Source organism: Lacibacter luteus, from assembly GCF_004118265.1.
GTDB classification, from domain to species: Bacteria; Bacteroidota; Bacteroidia; order Chitinophagales; family Chitinophagaceae; genus Lacibacter; species Lacibacter luteus.
This window is the reverse complement of the sequence record NZ_SDHW01000002.1, coordinates 86,625-107,487: the sequence shown is the minus strand read 5'-3', so window position 1 is coordinate 107,487 and position 20,863 is coordinate 86,625. Positions and strand designations below refer to the sequence as shown.

Sequence of the window (20,863 nt, the reverse complement as noted above, 5' to 3'; positions counted from 1 at the left end):
TCATTGTTTTTAAGTTAGAAACCTACGTTTAAACCTATCTGGTATGTTCTGAGGTTAGGAATTGTGTTGTGATCAACACCTCTGTCGAATGCTGAGTTGCTTGCTCCCGAACTAACTTCAGGATCCATACCTGTATATTTTGTAAATGTTACAGCGTTACGTGCTAATACAACAAGCTGTAATTTTTGCAAGAAAGGTTTATTGATAAGCTTAGCAAAATCATAAGCAACAGCAAGGTTACGTAAACGGAAGAATGAAGCATCTTCATAGAAATAGTTACGTGTACCATTTGCCTGCACCTGTGCGTAAACGCCACGATAGAAAGCTGTCCATGCACCTGTTTGTCCATTGATGTTAATAGGAACTGCATAGTCTTTGTGAATACCATCTCTGTACATCCATTGTTTTGTTTGGTTATACAAATGGTTTCCATAAACCCAATCCCACTGGATTGAAACACTTAAGTTGTTAAAGAAGGTTACATCGTTAATGAACGACATGTTGAACTTTGGATTAGGATCGCCAAAGCTTACTTTTCCCGGAGTAACATAAGGTTGTTTAGTAGTTTTATCTACCACCCAGCCATTGCTTGCAACAACATAGTTTTGTTGTGATGCTTTAGGAATATAGGGGTTTCCGGTAGCAGGATCAATCTGGTCAACAGCATGAATTAACAGGTTGCCGTACAGCTGACCAATTTTTTCACCTGGTTTCAAAACATAGTTACTGCTTCCTGCATTTGACAATTGAACAATTTCAGTTCCGCCTTTAACAGATGTGATTTTTGAAGTTTGCTTACCAAAGTTTGCTGTAAAATTCCAGTTAATTTTAGACCCTTTATAAACTGTAGCATTTAACATAGCCTGGAAACCGCTTGAAGCAATTCCAAAAGCGTTGTCTCTTATTGTACCTTGACCACTGCTGGGCGGTGCATCAACATCAAAAATGGCATTATCGGTCGCTCTATCCCAGTAAGTTGCAGAAATATTAATCGTATTCAACCAACTTCCTTTGAATGCTTTCAAAATGATGTCTGTACCAATTTCAAATTCTTTTGACCTTTCAACCTGCAACTTTGGATTAGGGTTACTTATAGGAAAAGTAAAAGCTACAGATGATCCTATATTTGCGGTATTTAAAATTAAGTAACGGTCAAAAGCACCAGGTTGAATACCCGCCTCGCCATAAGCTGCTCTTATTTTAAACTCAGAAATTATTGATCCTATTTTCTTATCCTGCCAAAAGTTAAAAGAAGATAGTCTCAAGTAGGCATCTCCTCGTGGAAAAGTGAATGGTTCAGAACCAAACCCAAATGCTGACGAATAATCGCTTCTAACGCCACCGGAAACACCCGCAATTTCTCCAAATTCAATTTTTTGATTAGCCAAGATTCCATAAGTGAGAAACGGCTGAGTAAAGTCTGATTGAATACGATAGGTTACCATTTGACTTGCCGTATAGGGTGTATAAAATGGAGCGTCAGCCCCCCATGTTATGTATTGTTTGAATAAGTTCTTTCTATAGTCGAAGGCTAAAAGCGTTGTGGTTTTAATAGGGATGTTAAGATGAAAATCTTCTTGAAAATCGGTGTTAATTGTTGCAGATGTAATAAAGTTCTGGAAAGTATTTCTGTAACGGAAGTTATCAATTGAACCCGATGTACCAACTGATGGTGTAGGTGCATAATTGCCTGTCCACCATCTTGTACCCCAGAATTTCGCACTTGCGTTATCATCTTGCGGTTTTACATCGTAAACTGCATCTTCGGTTTGATAGTTTAAACCATATTTTGCATCAAGTTCAAGAAACTTGAATGGTTTATAGTTGAGGTTAAAGTTCTGAACCACATCAATCTTATCATCAATACTGTTTGAATATTGCGTTCTGTAGTTGGGGTTATAACCATTTACACCGGTAGCATCTCCAAAGTAATAGCCATAGTTACCATCGGGCATTTTATAGTCGTAGTTGGCGAATGGGCGAGAGTTGTTCAAAGCAAAGAAAATTCCTCGTCCAGTTCCATCGTTCAACGTATTTTTTGTGTAAACAAGTTGGGTAATGCTTCTGAATTTAAGATTTCTTGCAAGTTCAACACCTAAATTCGAAAGAAGGTTTGAACGTGAAAACTTGCCATTGTTTTTAAACGTACTGGTTTGTCTATTGTCCGAAATGGAAAAAATGAAATCGACTTTTTCCTTGGCACCGGAAATGGTAATGGAGTTATTAGTTGTGTATGCATCCTGCAAAAACATTTTGTAATGGTCGTAGTAACGCAGGTTTTTATCGTACGCTTTTTCAGTTTTTGTATTTGGGTCAACAAGATTAACCTGTACATTCTCTTTATAAACACTTGTTGCGGGGTCAAGTGTAATCAGGTTTCCTGATGAACCGATTACTTCACCGTTTGCATTAGTAGTAAAGGGATGTAACATTGCTTTTCCCACCCCACCATTATTCAGCATAGTGTTAACGGAAACATTAGACGAAAGATCGATTTTTATTTTCCCTGCTTTTCCTTTTTTAGAAAATAACTGAATTACACCATTAGCACCCTGTGCCCCATAGATGGTTGCAGCAGCAGCACCTTGTACAATTTCTATGCGTTCAACTACACTTAAGTCGAGAGAATTAAGATCAGTACCTCTTAATTCTACACCATCCAACAGAATCATAGGTCTGGTTCCTCCTCTAATAGTATTGATACCACGCAACAGAATATTTACGGGGCGGCCAGGAGAGCCGTTAGTACTGCTGATCTGTGCACCTGGAATTTTTCCAACCAAAGCCTGATCGACCGAGGCAGTCGGTGCTGCAGGCAACTTGTCAGAATTAATGGACTCAACAGCAATACCAATTTTCTTTTTGCTTGTGGCAACACCGGTACCTGTTACAACAACTTCACTCAATGCTTTTGTATCGGCAGCAAGCGTAATTGTTAAAGAAGATTCGTTCGAAATGCTTACCTCTCTTGGCTCGAAACCAATTGCAGAAATAACAAGTGTTGAATTTGACGCAGCCTTAATTGTAAAGGAGCCGCTGGCATCGGCGCTTGTGCCGGTTTTACTGCCTTTTACCCGAATTGAGGCGTTTGGAATGGGAGATCCGTTGGCTTCTGTAATCTTTCCTGTTATCGTTTTCTCCTGCGCTTGTACAGATAGAAAAGACACACAGGCCGCCAGAAGCAGCAGTGCAATTTTTCTCATGTGATTGTTAGTTTAGTTAGTTGATTAAACTAAATATATCCAAAAAATAAGGGTAGAAAATCACGCTCTTGTCGGATTTTTTTATCTCCAAAAAACAAAGTAAAAATTATCTATATTTGAAATAGATTAAAAATCAGAAGTATAATCGCCAAATTTGTATAAAAAGGACAAAAAAATTAATGCTCACTAACGAACCTTATTTATCGAAATTGATAGTTTGTACTACAAAGACAGACGAGCCCCGGCAGGTGTATGCAATAAAAAAAGCCGAAACCGTAAAATGATTTCAGCTTTTATAAGATAGTATAATAAACAAGGTAAATGCTGCTGCTAATTAATTCACCGGGCACTTTTCGTGGTAATTGATCAACTCAATTTTTGAAGGTTCAAATTCAAAACCCGCAAACTTGGTTACGATCTCATCCAGTACGGCGTCAATTTCTTCCACCGTCATCATTGTAACAAGTTTGGAACGATACTCTTTAATATTCGGCAAACCTTTGAGGTAGTTGGCGTAATGGCGACGCATTTCAAAAATGCCCACCTTTGGACCTTTCCATTTATAACTTTTATGCAAATGCTTTCTGCAAACTTCAACACGCTGCTCAACGGTTGGCGGCGCAAGATGCTCGCCTGTTTTTACAAAATGTTTTATTTCGTTAAAAATCCAGGGATAACCAATCGCAGCACGACCGATCATAATACCATCAACACCATAGCGGTTTTTATACTCCACTGCTTTTTCCGGACTGTCGATATCACCATTACCAAAAATGGGGATGTTGATACGGGGGTTGTTCTTCACTTTGCCGATCAGCGTCCAGTCTGCTTCGCCTTTGTACATCTGCATACGTGTACGACCGTGAATGCTCAATGCTTTAATACCGATATCCTGCAAACGTTCAGCAACTTCTTCAATATTCCTGGTATTATCATCCCAGCCTAAACGGGTTTTAACTGTTACGGGGAGTGAAGTAGATTTTACAACCGATTCAGTTAAACGAACCATAAGGTCAATATCCTTCAATACACCGGCTCCGGCACCTTTCATGGCTACTTTCTTTACCGGACAGCCGAAATTAATATCTACTAAATCGGGATTAACTGTTTCGCAGATCTTGGCACTCATGCCCAATGCTTCTTCATCGCCACCAAAAATCTGGATACCAAACGGGCGCTCTTCTTCTTCAAAGTCGAGCTTTTGGCGACTTTTAATTGCATCACGGATCAATCCTTCGCTGCTGATGAACTCACTGAACATCATATCTGCACCATTATCCTTGCAAACTGCACGGAAAGGCGGGTCGCTCACATCTTCCATGGGTGCAAGGAGGAGCGGAAATTCGGGAAGCGATATGTTACCTATCTTTACCACTTTGTAAAATCAAGCCGCAAATTTAGTTAGTTTTTACCAGTAGTTATGAACGAAAATCAATACCAGCGCAAAATAGAGCCCGGAGTAGAAGTTCTTATCCTTTTTGGTTTATTAATTGCCTGCATGATTGTCGGCACTGTTGTTACCATTCCGATTTGGATGGTTATGACGGGTAAGGGGCCTCTCGAAATGGCGAAGGATATGCTTAATCCTGCTTATGTTGATGCTGTAAAAGCGATGCAGGTTGTTTCAACTATCATCATTTTTTTTATACCTGCATTTGTTACAGCCCGCATTGTTACAAAAAAGCCGTTTGCTCATTTAGGTTTGAAGAGGGGAGTTAAAATTAACCGTGCAGTACTTGCAATTGTTATCATGCTTGCCGTGTTGCCACTTGTTGGTACATTGGCAGAGCTGAATAAAGCTATTCCACTTACGGCAGCGGCTAAAAAGTTTTTTGATAACATGGAGTCGCAGTATGCCGAGCAGGTAAAATTGATGGCTACTTTTAAAACGCCCACCGATTATATTGCTGCCATTTTTGTTATTGCATTGATGCCTGCAATTGTGGAAGAGGTGTTCTTTCGTGGTGCATTGCAATCGGCAGTTACACGATCTATAAAAGTGCCCTGGCTTGCAATTGTTATTACATCCGTCATTTTCAGTGTGGTGCATTTTTCCTGGTACGGGTTTATTCCACGTGTTGCATTGGGGATGGCATTGGGTTATATTTTTTATTATACGGGCAATTTGTGGTACAGCATTATCGGCCACTTTTTTAATAATGCGTTGATGGTAACTGTTCTTTACTATCAATACCTGAAAGATAAAAAAATCGATATGGAAGTGGGTGAAGCTGCTCCCTGGTGGGCGGGCTTAATTAGTTTAGCTGTATTGGTTGGTTTATTTATTACACTGAAGAAATTATCGGCTACTAAAATTTACCCCGATGGTTTAGCAAATACGAACGAAGCAACAAACCGCTTCAATTCTTAAGTTTAATATCCTTGCATGGCTTTTAACTGGCAAACGTTTAAAACAAGAGCACTCACTGCAGTTTTATTTGTAGTGATCATGTTGTTTGGCTTACTCTGGAACAAATGGAGTTTTCTTGCGTTATTTTCTGTTATTCATTTCGGCTGCTGGTTCGAATACCAGAAGCTGGTGGGTTTGATTGATAAAGGTTATCAAACCATCAATCCATTTCATAAATATGGTGTAATGATCGGTGGCTATGGGTTGATGTTGTTTTTAACTGCCGATTGGTTTCTTACAGAAACGATATCGTTGCATTCTATTGGATGGATGTTAATGCTGGCTGGTTTTCTGTTAGTGCCCATCAGCGAATTGCTTTTTTCCAAACAGTTCAACTTAAAATACATTGCCCATTCTTTATTCGGACTTGTATACATCTCACTCAGTTGGGCTTTATTGATGCATTTACGCAGCGGTGCCTTGTGGATGCCGCATAATGGTGAAGATACTTTCTCCAACATTTCTACATTGCTTGCTAAAGTAAGTGGATATGCTGTACCACTCATGATCATCGGTTCTATCTGGATCAACGATACAATGGCTTACATTGTTGGTTCGCTTATTGGTAAAACACCGCTGAGTGCTATCTCACCCAAAAAAACGTGGGAGGGTACTGTTGGCGGAATTATTCTTGCAGTAGCAGTAATGTGGGGCTTAGGTTCTCTCAGTCAGTCTTCTTCTGCCTGGCTTTGGGCGGTAATTGCATTCATTGCTGCAATTACCGGAACCGTTGGCGATTTGCTCGAAAGTAAACTCAAGCGACTGGCCAATGTAAAAGACAGTGGAAGTTTTATGCCGGGGCATGGTGGTTTTCTCGATCGTTTCGATTCGTTACTGGTTGCTGTACCTTTTGTATGGCTGCTGTTAAAAATAATTAGCTAATGAAACACCTGTTACTTGTATTACTCACAGCTTGTTGTTTGTTTGCCTGCAAAAACAAAAAGCAGGAAGACAAGCCTGCAGTTGTGCTCACCGAAGAAAAAAAACTTTCTGAAGTGGAAGAAGTAACGGCTGCAGTTAGTGCGTTGTTACCTGCACCCAATTCGTACGAGTTAAAACGTGCAAAAAAATGGCACGATGCATCCGGCGAAAACTGGCTGGTGCTTTACGAAACAGGATCATACATAAAGAAAGGATCATCCGGTGCTTCGGCAAAACTATCTGCTATTCTTTATCAAAAGTCGGACAGTGGGTTTGTGCAGAAATGGAAAATGGTTGATTACATTGAAGACTGCGAAGTAGATGTTACCTGTTCGTTTTACGACGATCATTTAACCATTACCGATCTTGATAGTAACGGCCTGGCCGAAATAACCATGGTGTATGCACTCAGTTGCAAAGGCGATGTTAGCCCCAACACTAAAAAGCTCATTATGTACGAAGGCGAACAGAAGTACGCTATTCGTGGTGAAGAATTGATGGTTTTACAAAAAGATACAATTGGCGGTCAATACAATGCCGATAGCAGCTTTGGAAAAGCACCCAAGGCTTTTTTGAACTATGCAGTTGAACATTGGCAGAAGTTTGGGAAACAGGAGTACCAATAGGCCGAATCTTTGTACTTTCGCTGCTCAATTTCTTGTATGACAATTCACAGAGAAGGATTTAAAAGTATTTCTATTGCAGCCGTTTTATTTGTAATCATTAACCTGCTTACTTTTAATTTCCTCAGCCCGAGTTTGCCGGTTATTGCATGGCTTGTTTTTGCAGTAACCTTGTTCTTCCTGCTGTTTATTATTTCATTTTTTCGCATACCACGTCGTGTTACACCTATCAATCCAAATGTAATTTACAGTCCATGCGATGGTAAGGTGGTGGTAATTGAAGAAATTGTTGATGTAGAATATTTTAAGGACAAGCGTATTCAGCTGAGTGTGTTTATGAGCCCGGCAAATGTGCATGTGAATCTCAACCCTATTGCAGGCGAAGTAAATTATTCGCAATACCATAAAGGCAAGTACCTCGTTGCATGGAATCCTAAATCATCTACCGAAAACGAACGCCACAGTGTGGTGCTTAGTAACGATCGCATTGTAATTCTCGTAAAACAAATTGCAGGTGCTGTTGCCAAGCGTATTGTAAACTATCTGCAACCTGGACAAAAAGTAGAACAGGGTGGTGAGCTCGGCTTTATCAAATTCGGTTCACGTGTAGATATTCTGTTGCCTGTTGGTACAAAGATCAATGTAAAGCTGAACGAAGTAGTGAAGGGTGGGGTAACGGTGTTGGCGGAATATTGATAGTGAATAATTAGCAATAACATATTCGCATATGAAAAAGCCCGACTAAAATAGTCGGGCTTTTTCATATCGTCGTGAATAATTAAAAAATCTCCTCCAGCTCCTTCAAATGTGTAATCACATACGTCGGTTTAATTCCTTTCAGATCGGCATTGATGTGGTTGACGAAAATCGAATCCATGCCTGCATTAATAGCGCCTTTAATATCTGCATCGAGGTTATCCCCGATCATGATACTTTGCTGTAACTCTGCTCCCGTAATGCGTAAAGCATATTCAAAAATTTCTTTATTGGGCTTTACGCTGTTACTTGTTTCGCTGGTAATTACCTCTTCAAAATACTGGCCCAGTTTGCTGTTATCCAATTTGCGCCACTGCGTTTTTTCAAAACCGTTGGTGATGAGGTGCAGCCTGTATTCTTTTTCTTTCAGGTGCTGAAGAATTTCGTGTGTGTAAGGAAACAGGTTTTGCTTGGTTGGCAATACTTCTAAAAAATAACCACTCATTTTACGGGCGAGTTCTTCACTACCGATCTTAAACTCAAGCAGTGTTCGCCACATCCGTTTCCATTTCAGATCTTCTGCAGAAATAAAACCGTTGTGGTAACGATCCCATAAAACGGCATTATGACGGAGGTAGTGTTTGCAAAACGCATCAAAATCGTTTACCCCTGCTGCTTCCAGTTGCATATCACGGTAAACATCGGTGAGTGTTTCCATGGCATTGGCATCAAAATCCCACAACGTATGATCAAGATCAAAAAAAAGATGACGGTATTTCATTTCAGATTTCAGAATTACGATTTTAGATTTGTACTGATTGTACAGTCTGCTAAAATCTGCAATCTACAATCTAAAATCTGAAATTATGAACGTTGTTATTACCGGAGCTTCAAGGGGAATAGGAAAGGCAATTGCTGAAGTGTATGCTGCCAATGGGCATTCGTTGTATTTGTGCTCAAAAAACGAAGTGGCATTGTACAAAACAATGGAAGAGCTTCTCACTAAATATCCCGGTGTAAAAATAAAGGGCAAAGCAAGAGATCTGAGTAAACAGGATGAAGTGGAAAATTTCGGCCAATGGATTCTCGACAACAGCATGCATATTGATGTACTTGTTAACAACGCCGGTAATTTTTTGCCCGGCAGTGTATACAACGAAGACCGTGGTGTGCTGGAAGAAATGATCGCTGTAAACCTGTACAGCGCCTATCATCTTACCCGTAAACTCTTGCCGCAAATGATGAAACAAAGCCCGCTGTCGGGCACACGTGGACATATCTTCAACATGTGTTCCATCGCATCGCTCAATGCATATGCAAACGGAGGCGCATACAGCATCAGCAAATTTGCATTACATGGCTTTAGTAAAAACCTGCGTGAAGAAATGAAGCAGCATTTGATTAAAGTGACATCTGTTTTTCCCGGTGCCGTATTAACAGATTCCTGGGGCGATTACGATAATTCCGATAAACGTATTATGGAAGCAGAAGATATAGCACAGATGGTTTTCAGCTGTTCGCAATTATCGCCACAGGCATGTGTGGAAGATCTCGTCATCCGTCCGCAACTGGGCGATCTGTAACCGCTTATCCGCAATTGATTTTAACAGCAACTTAGTTTGGAACTAAAGCATACCGCCTTATCTTAAATTAATTTTGTGCAGTATGCGCAGACAGCTACCATATCGTTTTATTTGTTTGGCAGTAACAGTGTTTGTTTCTGTTGTTGCATTTGCACAGGTAAAATTATCGGTACTGCCGAGCAAAGCAGTTGTGCAGGTAAACGAATCGTTTCAACTGCAGTTTGTTGTTGAAGGCACCAACCATGTAGATGACTTTACTGCACCAACCTTCCGGAATTTTGAGCAGCTCGGCGGCTTCGAACAAACAACCGGAGTTACATGGATCAACGGTTCGCTTGTAGAGTATATTACCTACACAGTTACGCTTCGCCCCAAAATAAAAGGCCGCTTGCCTATTGCATCGGCCATTGTAAAAGCAAATGGAAAAATGATTGCTTCACCCGTAACAAACATTTTTGTAAAGCCTGCAGGCGAACAGTTAATTGAAGAGGAGCGCCCTGATTATTATTTATTGCCGAACGAAACCGTTAAAGAAAAAATTGCGAAGAATCTTTTTATTAAAGCAACCATCGACAAGCACAGTTGCTATGTAGGAGAACCGGTGCTTGCTACATTCAAATTGTTTACACGTTTAGACAGCGAATCGAAAATTGTAAAACGTCCATCGCTTAACGGCTTTTCAGTTGTAGATATGGAACAGCCTGAATCGGGAAACTTTTCGAAGGAAATGCTGAACGGAAAAATGTACAACTGCTATCTCATACGTAAAGTGCAACTGTTTCCTTTGCAATCGGGCGAGTTAACCATAGAACCTGTTGAAGTGGAAAATCTTGTACGTTTAGTTAGAGCAAAAGCAAGAAGCACCAAAGAAACCAGTAGCTGGTTTGATGCGGTGATGGATAAAATGAAAGAAGCAGAGATTGAAAGCGCAGGAACAATTGAAGAAAGAGTGGTGCTGAAAAGCGATGAACTGAAAATAAAAGTGCTTGATGTGCCGGAAAAAAACAAGCCCGAAAGTTTTAATGGCGCAGTTGGTGCGTTTACAATGGAAACATCGCTGTTGACCCATACGATTGCTGCAAATGATAATGCCACCTTGCGTATTGTTATTAAAGGGAAAGGCAACCTGCCTATGATTACGGCACCTGTTATTAACTGGCCATCGGGAGTTGATTCATTCGATGCAAAACTCAGCGAAAACCTCGATAAGCAGCATGCACCCATTAGCGGAAGTAAAGTGTTTGATATACCGTTTTCTGTTACCAAAGCGGGAACATTTGTTATTCCCGCTGTTCATTTCTCGTATTTCGATCAAACAACAAAAACCTATCACACAATCAACAGCGATACATTGCAATTACAAGTTACCGCAGCAGTAAAACGGAAAACACCTGTGTTTGAAGATGTGGTGCCGGAAGATGAAGGCACGCCACGTTGGGTATGGGTTGCAACTGTTGGTGCTGTTATTTTAGTGTTGATGGCGGCCGGGTTAATTGTTCAGGCAAAACGAACGAAAAAGGAAACAGATGAAGTTGCAACCATGCAGGAAGAACAAATACCCGTAATTAATAAACCGGGCATTGAAAATTTTTTACAGCCTGCTGCTGATGCATTGAGCAATACACACAAAAAACAATTCTATACTTTGTTGATGCAGGGTATGGAAGATTACATGGTCGATCGGTTGCACCTGCAATCAAAAACAATAAACACGTTAACTACAGTATCATTGTTGAAGCAAAAGCAAATGACAGATGAAGCAGACAGCTATCAGCGAATTATGAACACCTGCGAATTGGCAGTGTTCAGCCCGGTTGAATTAAACGACGATAGAGAAGAGTTATTTGATGCTGCCAATAAACTGTTACAGCAGATCGAAGCAAAACATTCTGCTTAATTATTCTTTTACTGCAACGGCAATTTTTGAATCGGCAGTACCGTAATACAAAAACCATTTGTTGTTGAAGAATATCAGCCCTTCTACAAAACACACTTCGTTTACTTCGCCAATACGTTCATAATCTTTATCGGGTCGAATAAAATTTGAATCAGTTCTGGCAATGAGTTTCCAGGGTTCGTCTTTTGCAAACAGAGCCTGCCCGGCTGCATACGTAAACTTTGGCATGGACGAGTCGTTGAAGTTAGCTGCATTACTGCCGTTATAGATCAACAGCACACCTTCTTCTTTTAATAATGCATAAGGGCCCGGTTCAACTAAGCGGCTGTCGAAATAACCCATGCGTGGATGCAGTACACTGATCATCTTTTTACTTTCCTCATTTTCCGCAACTGTCCAGTGAATAAGATCATCAGACGATGCCATGAACAGATCTGTATCGCCAAAATACATCCAATACTTTCCGTTGATCTTTGTTGCAATCATCTTACTTCCGTGTTGTTTTACAATAATGGCACCCGATTTCGACCAGGTATCTTTATACTTTTTATCGCTTAACACAAGACCGTGTTTCGTCCATGTTTGCAGATCTTTGGAAGTAGCTAAACAAAGTCTTGCTGTTTTACCATCATATGAAGTGTAGGTAAGAATATATGTTCCATCTTCACTTACAACCAGCCGTGGGTCTTCAACGCCTCCTTTCCATTCGTACTGAAGCATACTGTCGTTTGCCGGATAAAATACCGGCTCCTTCATTTTTTTAAAATGCAATCCATCATCACTCACAGCAAGTCCTAATCTTGAAGTCATGTTTCGATCCTGTGCACGGTAAAACAAATAAACCCTGCCATCAAATACAACTGCTGCCGGATTTAACACATTACGTTCTTCCCACTGCACCGTTTGTTTGCTGACAGGGCAAATAAACTGCTGCAATGAATTGGGTTGCAAAATGGGGTTGAGACTATCCACTTTTACAAATCCGGTTAATGCCCAGTTGTTGAGGGGGGTGTTTTGTTGTGACGATTGATTACAGGCATACAGCATAACTGCAGCAATGCAGACACAAAAGCAAGAACGAAGCATCGTTGAATTGTTTGCTGTAAGATAGCAAAAACTGTTATGCCATTACCGATACCATTTGCAAAGCTGTTGCTGCAAGCGTTTTGTCGCCGGCAAGTTCAACGAACGGCAATGCATCTTGGGGCTGCATGCTTTTCGAAAATAGTTTCCAGACAATGTTTGGTGAAACAGACAGTGTTGCATCGGATTCTGCAGCAATTGATGGAACAAGTTGCCATCCGCTTTCTTCTTTGCAGATCTTCCATTCGCCTCCTGCTTCACTTGTAACAATTACTTTTACTGTTGCGCCTGTTGCGGCGTTTACATTCCGGTAAGTGTGTGGCAATGCATACATGAAGGTATCGATGAACGGAAGAAACAGTTCTTTCGTTAACAAAGCCTGTTTGCTCACAGCATCACGTATCTGTTGCTGATGAATGAATTTCTCGGTGTATTCTCTTGCAATATGAAACCAGTTAGGCGATGTTTCCTGCCCGGCCCACGCAACAGAAAATACAGCAGGCACATACAGATCAAGTGTTTGCAGATGCGCATAATATTCTTTACAGCTTTGTTGCAGCAATGATATTAGTAATTGCGGACTGATGCGTTTGGCGGCATTTGTCCAGTTCATGTTGAGGTTGTTTAAAAATGCAACCAAGTCGGTATAAGAATGAATGTTCTCCGCCTTCTCGCCAAAGAAACCATCACGAGAAATGGAGATACCACGTAGTGTTGTATCGAGCATGTGTGCAGCTACATCTTTCACCGTCCACAGTTTGGCTACTGTTGGCGCTTGCCATTCTTCGGGCGAGAGTGATTGCAATAATTCAATCAACAAACTATCCAGTTTGGGAATAAGCGGGAGAGTGTTGAGAGGAGGCTGTTGTTGTGTGGATTGCATTTATTTACTTTTTTCGAAGAGTAAGAGTTGAGACTTTATCCACGCTGTATCGTTAGCTTTTGTTGAATAGTTCGATAGTGTTTCATCATCAATTATTCCTTTGTAAAATATGCGGTTATTTTCTTTTTTAAAATTGACTTTATAGTGTAAAAACACTTTTTCAATATTTGTTCGATGTGATTCAGTTAGAGAATCCGGAGATTTTACAAAAGTTACTCCATCAAAGTAAGTAGGTATATATTCATTGTATGAGTTATGCTTACAACCAAGTAAAAGAAGCAATGCAAAAAATATGTAATGATGCTTTTTCAACAGGTCTAAGTTAATTGACATTGAAAATATAGTTTCAAAATAATGCAAGCTTTACACTTTCGCCCATTAATGCCCACTGTTCAAAAAATCCATAATACTGTTTACTGTTAATTGCAGCTGTTGCTCTCTGCTGATGCCCGCTTTATCATCACCCAACTGAAAACCATAGTAGCCAAATTGCGAATGATTGGCGCCGTCTATTTTTACAAGTATCGTGTTGGACGGAAGCTTGCTTTTATTTGCGATGATTGTTTTTTCATCTGCAACGCCGTCGTTTGAACCATAAATTTTAAGTATGGGAATCGTTGCTTCCGTCAATGATATGTCCCGTGGGTGTGTAGTGCCGATCAAAACCAGCCGATCGATCAGCCCGGGATTTTCATAAACAAACTGAGCAGCCATTTTCGCTCCCTGCGAATGTCCTGCAAGAATGTATTTTTTAGAACTATCGGTAAGCAGGTTCAATTCTTTCGGCTTGTTATATCCTTTTGATGCAAGTCGCCACGGCATTTTTATCAAATACACCTGGATGTTTTTTGTTGCAAGCTTGTTGCACAGCGGAACATAGGCTTTTGTTTCTACCATAGCGCCGGGGTAGAAAATCAACACATCAGTAAACGGTTGCAGTGGAGTGAACAGGTAGTAATCATCGGTTTGCTCTGCCGTAAGTGTTTTGTTGCCGGCAAGTAAAGCCGGGTCAACATTTTTTGCCTGGTAAGAGTAAAACAACCAGCAAGTGAACAGCAGACCGGCAATGATCCATACTGTTTTAAGAACTCTTTTAATGGTCCATTTTGTTGTTGGCATGGCTTCAATAGTTGTTTATTGGCCGTTGTACATCCTGATATCGGAAACTTTTGGCGCTATTGCTGCTGTTATTTTTTGCAGCGCCGATAACGGCTGCAAATTGCTGTTAAGGAATTTAATACGTAAGAGCATCATGCCGATTGTTTTATGAAAAAGCAAGAGGCATACAAACCTGTAAGTGATAAAAACGAGGAATATTACAATGAATCTAAGGAATGAGTCTGCGTCCATAATTGCTAAAACGATGCTCCTTGGCGTAAATATGTAGAAAATAAACAGCAGTCCAAACTCAATAATCCAATCGATCAGATTAGCAAAGAATCTTTTAAAAAAAGGCGCTTCTGTTTCAGCCCTTTCAATGTCCGAAAAAATAGTATCGTTGTTTTCCATTTTAGCTAAGAGAGACGAATGGTTGTTATGTAAAAGGGGTTTTTATGATAATCAATTTCATTCTCCCTCCACAAACCGATACCCAACACCTCTTGCCGAGTGGAAGTAAACAGGGTTGCGACTGTCTTCTTCAAAATATTTGCGGAAGCTGAGGATGAAGTTGTCGATAGTACGGGTGGTAGGGTACACATTGTAGCCCCAAACTACCTGTAAAATTTTTTCCCGGGTTACTACCTCGTTCTTATTTTCAATGAGCAGGTGCAGCAGCATGCTTTCCTTTTTACTCAGCTGTATTTTTTCGCCTTTGAAATTGGTGGCTTCCTGTGCTTTAAAGTCGATATTGTTATTGCCGAAGCTGTAGGCTTCACCAATGGTATCCTTCTCCTGTATCTTCTTATTTTTTTCGATCAGCTTTTCTACACGCAGCAACAATTCTTCCAGGTTAAACGGTTTGGTTAAATAATCATCGGCCCCTTTTTTTAAACCCAGTACACGATCGGTACTGCTGTTCTTTGCACTAAGGATGAGGATGGGCACTTCGTTCTTGCGTATGCGGATACTTTCTGTAGCACTGATGCCATCCATTTCCGGCATCATCACATCCATAATAATGAGATCGAAGTATTCGTTCTCCACAGCTTTTAATGCAGCTACACCATCGCCTGCAGTAGTTACCTCGTAACCTTCCAGCTCGAGATTTAATTTTAATGCATCGAGTAAATGCTCTTCGTCTTCAACCAATAATATGGATGCTTTTGCCTGCGACATATTGTGTGTAGTGTAACAGCAAGCGCTGCTGTTGTTTAAAACTGTATTACAAAAATACTTCCGTGCGGAGTATTGTCCATCACGAAAATGTCACCGTTATGATCGGTAATGATCTTACGTGTAAGATACAAACCTAAGCCCGTACCTTTTGCTTTGCGGGTGTTTTCGTTTCCGCTGCGGTAAAATTTTTCGAAGATCTTTTGTTTCTCTTCGTCGGGTACACCGGCACCTTCGTCGCTTACTTTCACCTGTATGCTGTCGTTATCATCCATCAGATCTACATACACGGGACTTTCTTTTGGTGCATACTTCAACGCATTGTCAATAAGATTGCTGAGCGCTATCTGTATCAGCAACTCATCACCTTCAATAAACAGATCCTTGTCTGCACTTGCTTCGATATGACGGTTGGGGAAACGGTTCTTATAATCGCTCACCACTGTTTCAACAACATCAGCCAGGTTTACCTCCTCATGTTCACGCTGAAAATTCTTTTCTTCCATTTGCGAAGCGAGGAGAATGTTATTGGTGAGAATGTTTAAACGATTGGTTTCGCTGAGTGCGCTTAACAGGAGTTTCTGTTGCTGCACTTCATCGAGCTTGCGACGTAAAACGGTTTCGATGCTGAGGCGTGTGGTAGCGATGGGTGTTTTCAGTTCGTGTGTAACCGCCATCATAAAATTCTGCTGCAATGCAGAAACTTCAATCTGTTTGCGGATAGAACGGTACACAAACAGCGCACCTGCAAGAATCAATGCAAGAAAAGCCACTCCTTCGCCCACAAACTTGGCGGTTTGTCTTTTCTGGTAAAGCAATACTTCATCACGCAGTAAATCGTAATCGGCAGCTTTCGGATTTAATTCGGCAAGCTTTAGTTGCGTCATGTCAGCTGTTAAACGCTCAAGCGATACAAACCACCAAACCAAAGCAACAATTACATAAATCAGCAACACCCAAAACCAAAAGGCGAAACTGCGGAAACCGTATACTTTATTGGTGTAGCCCATTATGATTTTACTTTTTCAATGCGGATGCCTGCATTCATAATATGTAACAAGGGATTGTCACGCATTGTTTGCTGTAAACGGATGCTGTACTCTCCCGCTTTTTTAAAACGGATCTTATTGAACAGGGGATAACGCACTTCAAAAATATCGCTCATGCCCGTACCGATCCATTTGCCTTCCTGGTCCTGCAGGGTTAATTCGAAACGCTCTTTTTGGAAAGCAGTATCACCGGGCTGACGGGTAGATAAGTAGATCCAGATGTTTTTATATGCATACGCATCGGTGTGCCGCAGCGTTACAAAAACATTGTATGCCGAAACAGTATCGGTAATTGCAAACTTTACTTCGGGTTGGTAATTGTAGAACCACTCGTGTTTTGGAATTTCTGCATTTTTTTCAAATGCATCCAGCGAGCTGCAGCTGCTGAGCCAAACAAACGAAGAAAAAACAAAACTACTGAAGAGGAGAGCGGAATATGAACGTTGCAACAATTTCAAAACGGAATGTTTTTACAAATGTAATACGGCAAAAAGGTAAAACCCAAACAGTACCTGTACAAAACAGGATTGCTTACAAAACGTTTAACACCTGTTCTTTTGCTTTTTCCAGTTCATCTTTCATTAACACCACGAGTTTTTGAATACCTGCATCGTAAGCTTTGGCACCGGTGGTATTAATTTCCCTGCCAATTTCCTGCAACACAAAACCAAGCTTTTTACCTTTTGAGTCGTCGCCTTCTTTTAAAATATTCAGGAAGTAATCGCAATGGTTACGTAAACGCACCTGTTCTTCACTAATGTCGATCTTTTCAATATAGTAGATCATTTCCTGTTCGAGTCGGTTGGCATCGTAGTTTTCTTTACCAACCTGCTCTTCCATTTTACGGCGCAGCTCATCTTTCATTTTATGCTGGCGTAATGGTTCGAGTTCAGAAATTTTTTCCTGGTAAGCAAGAATATTATTAATGCGTTCGATGAGATCTTTTTCCAGTGCCGAACCTTCGAGCAACCGATGTTTGTTGATGGCGTTGATGGCATTTTGCAGGCTTTGCTGAAACTGGCCATACTGTTCTTCACTCAACACTTCGGTGTTAGGTACTACCACATCGGGCAGGCGTAACATGGCAGCAAGAATATATTCGCTTAATCCAAGATTTAATTCAGCTGCTACTTCGCTCAATGGTTGAAAATAGGCTTTCGCCATTTCTTTATTGATGGTAATAGCACCACTGCCGCCATTTTGTTTTAACGAAATGGTACAGTCAATTGTGCCACGTTGTAATTTTTCGGATAATGCATTACGGATAGCAAACTCGTAAGGCTTTAAAAGCGGTGTGAGTTTTAAATTAAGTTCAAACTGTTTTCCGTTAAGCGATTTTATTTCTACCAGGAATGTTTTGTCACCGGCGGCTTCTTCGGTTCTTCCGTAACCGGTCATTGATTTAAGCATACCTTATTTTTAAGCAATGTAAACAAATTAAAGTCGTAAAGTGTGTGTGCAGTTATTTTTTAATGCTGTTGATGAAGATTCTTTTTGTAATGGTTAGTACTACAAAGTAGTTGCTGAGTTTTATAAAATTAAAAAGCCCGGAAGAAACCGAGCTTTTATGATGGATGGGTTAGTAAGTACCGGAAACTTTCATTTCCGTCACAATATTAAAAATAAATTCTTCGATTATAAAAACTTTTCAAAAAATTTTTATTCACATTTTTAAAATGTTTGTGGAAAAGGACTATGCATTTTCAGGTTTACAACAACGCATGCAAACACATTTTTCTAAAAACATTTTTTTCAATTTATAACAGCATCGATGCTGTATGAAAAAATGTAAACGTCTGAAATGCTGTGTACACAATAGTTTCAGCGATTTTGTTTTTTTGATTGTGTGATGTTGGTTGAATAAAAACAGCAAAACAATATGTTATTTATGCGTTCATCATTTTGGTTTTTCAAGTCAGGAAAAGTCTTTTTTTCTGGGCGAAAAAAAGTTTGAAAATTTTTATGCAGACCCTTGTTTATTTGCTGCAAAACGGAATATTTAATGCTGTTACGGGTTTATGCAAACAATGTGAAAGCATATTAACTTTGCCAAAATTCTGATTATGAAGTTTCCTTCGCCGGTACCGGTACAGTGGATTGCTGATTTGATTGCTGCAAAAGTTACAGGTAACAAAAATGGTTTAGCAACAGGTATAAACGAGATACATAAAGTAGAAGAAGGTGATCTCGTATTTGTTGATCATCCAAAGTATTATGATAAGTGCATAAACTCTGCTGCAAGTTTTATCATCATCAATAAAGAAACAGATGTGCCCGAAGGAAAAGCGTTACTTGTATGTGATGAGCCCTTTGAAGCGTATTTAAAAATTGTGCGCCACTTCCGTCCGTTTACTCCTGCATCATCTCCTGTTAGTGATACGGCAGTAATTGGCGAAGGTACCGTTGTTATGCCTGGTGCATTTGTTGGTGCGCATGTAACAATCGGCAAAAACTGTATCATTCATCCGAACGTAACCATACTCGACTATACTGTTATTGGCGACAATGTAATTATACAGGCAGGTACTGTTATTGGAAGCGATGCGTTTTATTATAACAGCAAAAAGAACCGTGATGTGTGTTATAAAAAAATGGAAAGCTGTGGAAGGGTAGTTATAGAAGATAATGTGGAGATTGGTGCCAGCTGCACAATTGATCGTGGTGTAACACACGATACGGTTATTGGTCGTGGTACCAAGTTCGATAACCAGGTACATATAGGTCATGATAGTGTGATCGGTAAAAACTGTTTGTTTGCTGCACAGGTTGGTGTTGCCGGCGCAGTTGATATAAAAGATGGTGTGATCTTGTGGGGACAGGTTGGTGTTAGTAAAACATTGAGCATTGGCGAAAACACAGTTGTGCTTGCGCAAACAGGTGTGCCATCATCCTTAGATGCAAACAAAGTGTACTTTGGTTACCCTGCAGAAGAAGCCGGTTACAAACGCCGTGAATTGGTTTGGGTAAAACGTATTCCTGAATTGTGGGAGAAGGTAAAAGGATTAGAAGAGAAAAAATAAAACGAGCTCATAGCTTCGAGCTATAAGCCAATAGCCATTTGCATAAACTTTGTATTTGTTTTGGCTAACAGCTAAGGGCTAGCGGCTTGCAGCTTTCTTACTCCTCCGGCCAATAATCGTACGGCAACTGATCGGCTAAATTTTTCCATGCCCAGTATCCGCTGTTGATCACTTCGTTTTGTTCGTAAAAGAAACCATTTTCTGTTATTACAAAACCGTTGAGCAGTTCAAGCGTGGAGAGTTGTTCTTTTGCACTTAAGGGATATTTGTTGGCAACAAGATACTCCCGTTCCATTGGTGCAAGTGTGTACACAATACGGTATTTGCCAAACAGGTTTACTTCTTTATCAACACTGTCAACAAGTACATACACTGCAGAATCGTATGGATTTTTTAATGAACTGATCTTTGATTTGCCACTTGCACTGTCGGTATAAACCCGTTCTATTGCAAAACCATTTTCAGTTAAAGTACTGTCGTAATAGCAACGCATAAAATGCAGGCGTGAACCGAGGTAAGCTTTCTCCCTGTTTTGTTTCCAAACAGTTTTTTGTTCAGCAGTAGAATCCAGCTCGGTATAAAACGCCACACCGGCATAAGCGCTGAACTTTGTATTGTTGTCGTAAATAAATGAATCGAGCTGGTATTGGATGCGGTAACCCAATGCATAGTTCATCACCACAACCGGTTCTTCGGCTTTTACTTTTAACACATTTCGTTTGCGGGAAAAATAAAACTTTAATACTTCAGGATTAACAATGCTGCATTGTTTGGCAAAAGGAGTGGTGCCGATAAAATAGTCGTTGAGTTGCGTGCCGTATTTTGTCCAGCCATCTTTTACTTCGGTGCTGGCCTGTATTACCACTTCTTCCAGTTTCTTTTCTTTTTTCTTTAAAATGATGGTTAGCTCATTGCTGTTATCCTGCGAAGAACTGATGCGGATGCTTTCTGTTTCGTAACCGGTGTAAGTGATAACAAGATTATGCCCGCCCGATGGAAGCTCCATACGAAACTCTCCATCTTTGTTGGTAATGGTTCCTTTAGTAGTGTTTTGGCAAAGCACCGATGCTCCTTCCAATGGTGCACGTGTACTGTCATCAACAACTTTGCCTTTAATATAAAAATAAGATTGTGCAGATGCAGAACCGATGAGCAGTGTAAGGATAAAGGAAAGGAATGTTTTCATAAATGATGATTGTTCGGGATTAAAAATAAACATTT

Annotated in this window: 19 protein-coding genes; 7 read left to right on the top strand and 12 right to left on the bottom strand. The window is 40.3% G+C overall.

The annotated features are described in order from the left end of the window. Positions 1–14: 14 nt before the first annotated feature. Together ESA94_RS08010 and dusB are read right to left on the bottom strand one after the other, a co-directional pair. Positions 15–3,203, bottom strand: a complete 3,189-nt coding sequence (locus ESA94_RS08010; protein ID WP_129130367.1) for a SusC/RagA family TonB-linked outer membrane protein — start codon at positions 3,201–3,203, stop codon at positions 15–17. 334 nt (positions 3,204–3,537) lie between these two features. Next, positions 3,538–4,578 (bottom strand): tRNA dihydrouridine synthase DusB, encoded by a 1,041-nt coding sequence (gene dusB, locus ESA94_RS08005; RefSeq protein ID WP_129130366.1) that lies wholly within the window; start codon positions 4,576–4,578, stop codon positions 3,538–3,540. A gap of 45 nt (positions 4,579–4,623) precedes the next feature. On the opposite strand from dusB, the gene ESA94_RS08000 reads away from it, so the two are divergent. From ESA94_RS08000 to ESA94_RS07985, 4 genes are read left to right on the top strand one after another with little or no spacing between them, the layout of a single operon-like run. Continuing rightward, positions 4,624–5,574, top strand: coding sequence for a CPBP family intramembrane glutamic endopeptidase (locus tag ESA94_RS08000; RefSeq protein WP_129130365.1), 951 nt, complete (start codon positions 4,624–4,626; stop codon positions 5,572–5,574). A 15-nt stretch (positions 5,575–5,589) separates the two neighbouring features. Continuing rightward, entirely contained in the window at positions 5,590–6,495 is a 906-nt protein-coding gene (locus ESA94_RS07995) for a phosphatidate cytidylyltransferase (protein WP_129130364.1), read from the top strand. Continuing rightward, on the top strand, positions 6,495–7,160 hold the full coding sequence (locus ESA94_RS07990) for a M949_RS01915 family surface polysaccharide biosynthesis protein (RefSeq protein ID WP_129130363.1): 666 nt from the start codon (positions 6,495–6,497) through the stop codon (positions 7,158–7,160). Before ESA94_RS07995 ends, ESA94_RS07990 begins: the two co-directional genes overlap by 1 nt. A gap of 36 nt (positions 7,161–7,196) precedes the next feature. Further along, complete coding sequence (locus tag ESA94_RS07985) at positions 7,197–7,853, top strand: phosphatidylserine decarboxylase family protein (RefSeq protein ID WP_129130362.1); 657 nt, start codon at positions 7,197–7,199, stop codon at positions 7,851–7,853. An 82-nt stretch (positions 7,854–7,935) separates the two neighbouring features. On the opposite strand, the gene ESA94_RS07980 is transcribed toward ESA94_RS07985, so the two are convergent. Further along, positions 7,936–8,634: a YjjG family noncanonical pyrimidine nucleotidase gene (locus tag ESA94_RS07980; protein WP_129130361.1), complete on the bottom strand. Its 699-nt coding sequence runs from the start codon at positions 8,632–8,634 to the stop codon at positions 7,936–7,938. Positions 8,635–8,719: 85 nt separating this feature from the next. Here ESA94_RS07980 and ESA94_RS07975 point away from each other — a divergent pair, with 85 nt between their 5' ends. Together ESA94_RS07975 and ESA94_RS07970 are read left to right on the top strand one after the other, a co-directional pair. Next, positions 8,720–9,436 carry an SDR family oxidoreductase gene (locus ESA94_RS07975; RefSeq protein WP_129130360.1) on the top strand — a complete coding sequence of 239 codons (717 nt, stop codon included), beginning with the start codon at positions 8,720–8,722 and terminating at the stop codon, positions 9,434–9,436. An 82-nt stretch (positions 9,437–9,518) separates the two neighbouring features. Beyond that, a complete protein-coding gene (locus ESA94_RS07970; protein ID WP_129130359.1) occupies positions 9,519–11,333 on the top strand; it encodes a BatD family protein in 1,815 nt (604 codons plus the stop codon). Here ESA94_RS07970 and ESA94_RS07965 read toward each other — a convergent pair whose 3' ends face one another. From ESA94_RS07965 to ESA94_RS07930, 8 genes are all read right to left on the bottom strand, one after another. Then, positions 11,334–12,419, bottom strand: coding sequence for a glycoside hydrolase family 130 protein (locus ESA94_RS07965; protein ID WP_129130358.1), 1,086 nt, complete (start codon positions 12,417–12,419; stop codon positions 11,334–11,336). A gap of 34 nt (positions 12,420–12,453) precedes the next feature. Beyond that, positions 12,454–13,299: a maleylpyruvate isomerase N-terminal domain-containing protein gene (locus tag ESA94_RS07960; RefSeq protein WP_129130357.1), complete on the bottom strand. Its 846-nt coding sequence runs from the start codon at positions 13,297–13,299 to the stop codon at positions 12,454–12,456. Between the two features lie 378 nt (positions 13,300–13,677). Further along, entirely contained in the window at positions 13,678–14,418 is a 741-nt protein-coding gene (locus ESA94_RS07955; RefSeq protein WP_129130356.1) for an alpha/beta hydrolase, read from the bottom strand. 15 nt (positions 14,419–14,433) lie between these two features. Further along, positions 14,434–14,808 (bottom strand): RDD family protein, encoded by a 375-nt coding sequence (locus ESA94_RS07950; RefSeq protein WP_129130355.1) that lies wholly within the window; start codon positions 14,806–14,808, stop codon positions 14,434–14,436. Between the two features lie 57 nt (positions 14,809–14,865). Then, a complete protein-coding gene (locus ESA94_RS07945; RefSeq protein ID WP_129130354.1) occupies positions 14,866–15,576 on the bottom strand; it encodes a response regulator transcription factor in 711 nt (236 codons plus the stop codon). 35 nt (positions 15,577–15,611) lie between these two features. After that, on the bottom strand, positions 15,612–16,583 hold the full coding sequence (locus ESA94_RS07940; protein WP_129130353.1) for a sensor histidine kinase: 972 nt from the start codon (positions 16,581–16,583) through the stop codon (positions 15,612–15,614). Further along, complete coding sequence (locus ESA94_RS07935) at positions 16,583–17,080, bottom strand: gliding motility lipoprotein GldH (RefSeq protein ID WP_129130352.1); 498 nt, start codon at positions 17,078–17,080, stop codon at positions 16,583–16,585. Before ESA94_RS07935 ends, ESA94_RS07940 begins: the two co-directional genes overlap by 1 nt. A 73-nt stretch (positions 17,081–17,153) precedes the next feature. Next, positions 17,154–18,032, bottom strand: a complete 879-nt coding sequence (locus ESA94_RS07930) for a YicC/YloC family endoribonuclease (protein ID WP_129130351.1) — start codon at positions 18,030–18,032, stop codon at positions 17,154–17,156. 653 nt (positions 18,033–18,685) lie between these two features. On the opposite strand from ESA94_RS07930, the gene ESA94_RS07925 reads away from it, so the two are divergent. Beyond that, a complete protein-coding gene (locus ESA94_RS07925; protein WP_129130350.1) occupies positions 18,686–19,642 on the top strand; it encodes a UDP-3-O-(3-hydroxymyristoyl)glucosamine N-acyltransferase in 957 nt (318 codons plus the stop codon). A 97-nt stretch (positions 19,643–19,739) separates the two neighbouring features. Here the strand turns inward: ESA94_RS07925 and ESA94_RS07920 are convergent, their stop codons facing one another. Beyond that, positions 19,740–20,828, bottom strand: coding sequence for a carboxypeptidase-like regulatory domain-containing protein (locus tag ESA94_RS07920; protein WP_164972675.1), 1,089 nt, complete (start codon positions 20,826–20,828; stop codon positions 19,740–19,742). Positions 20,829–20,863: the final 35 nt, after the last annotated feature.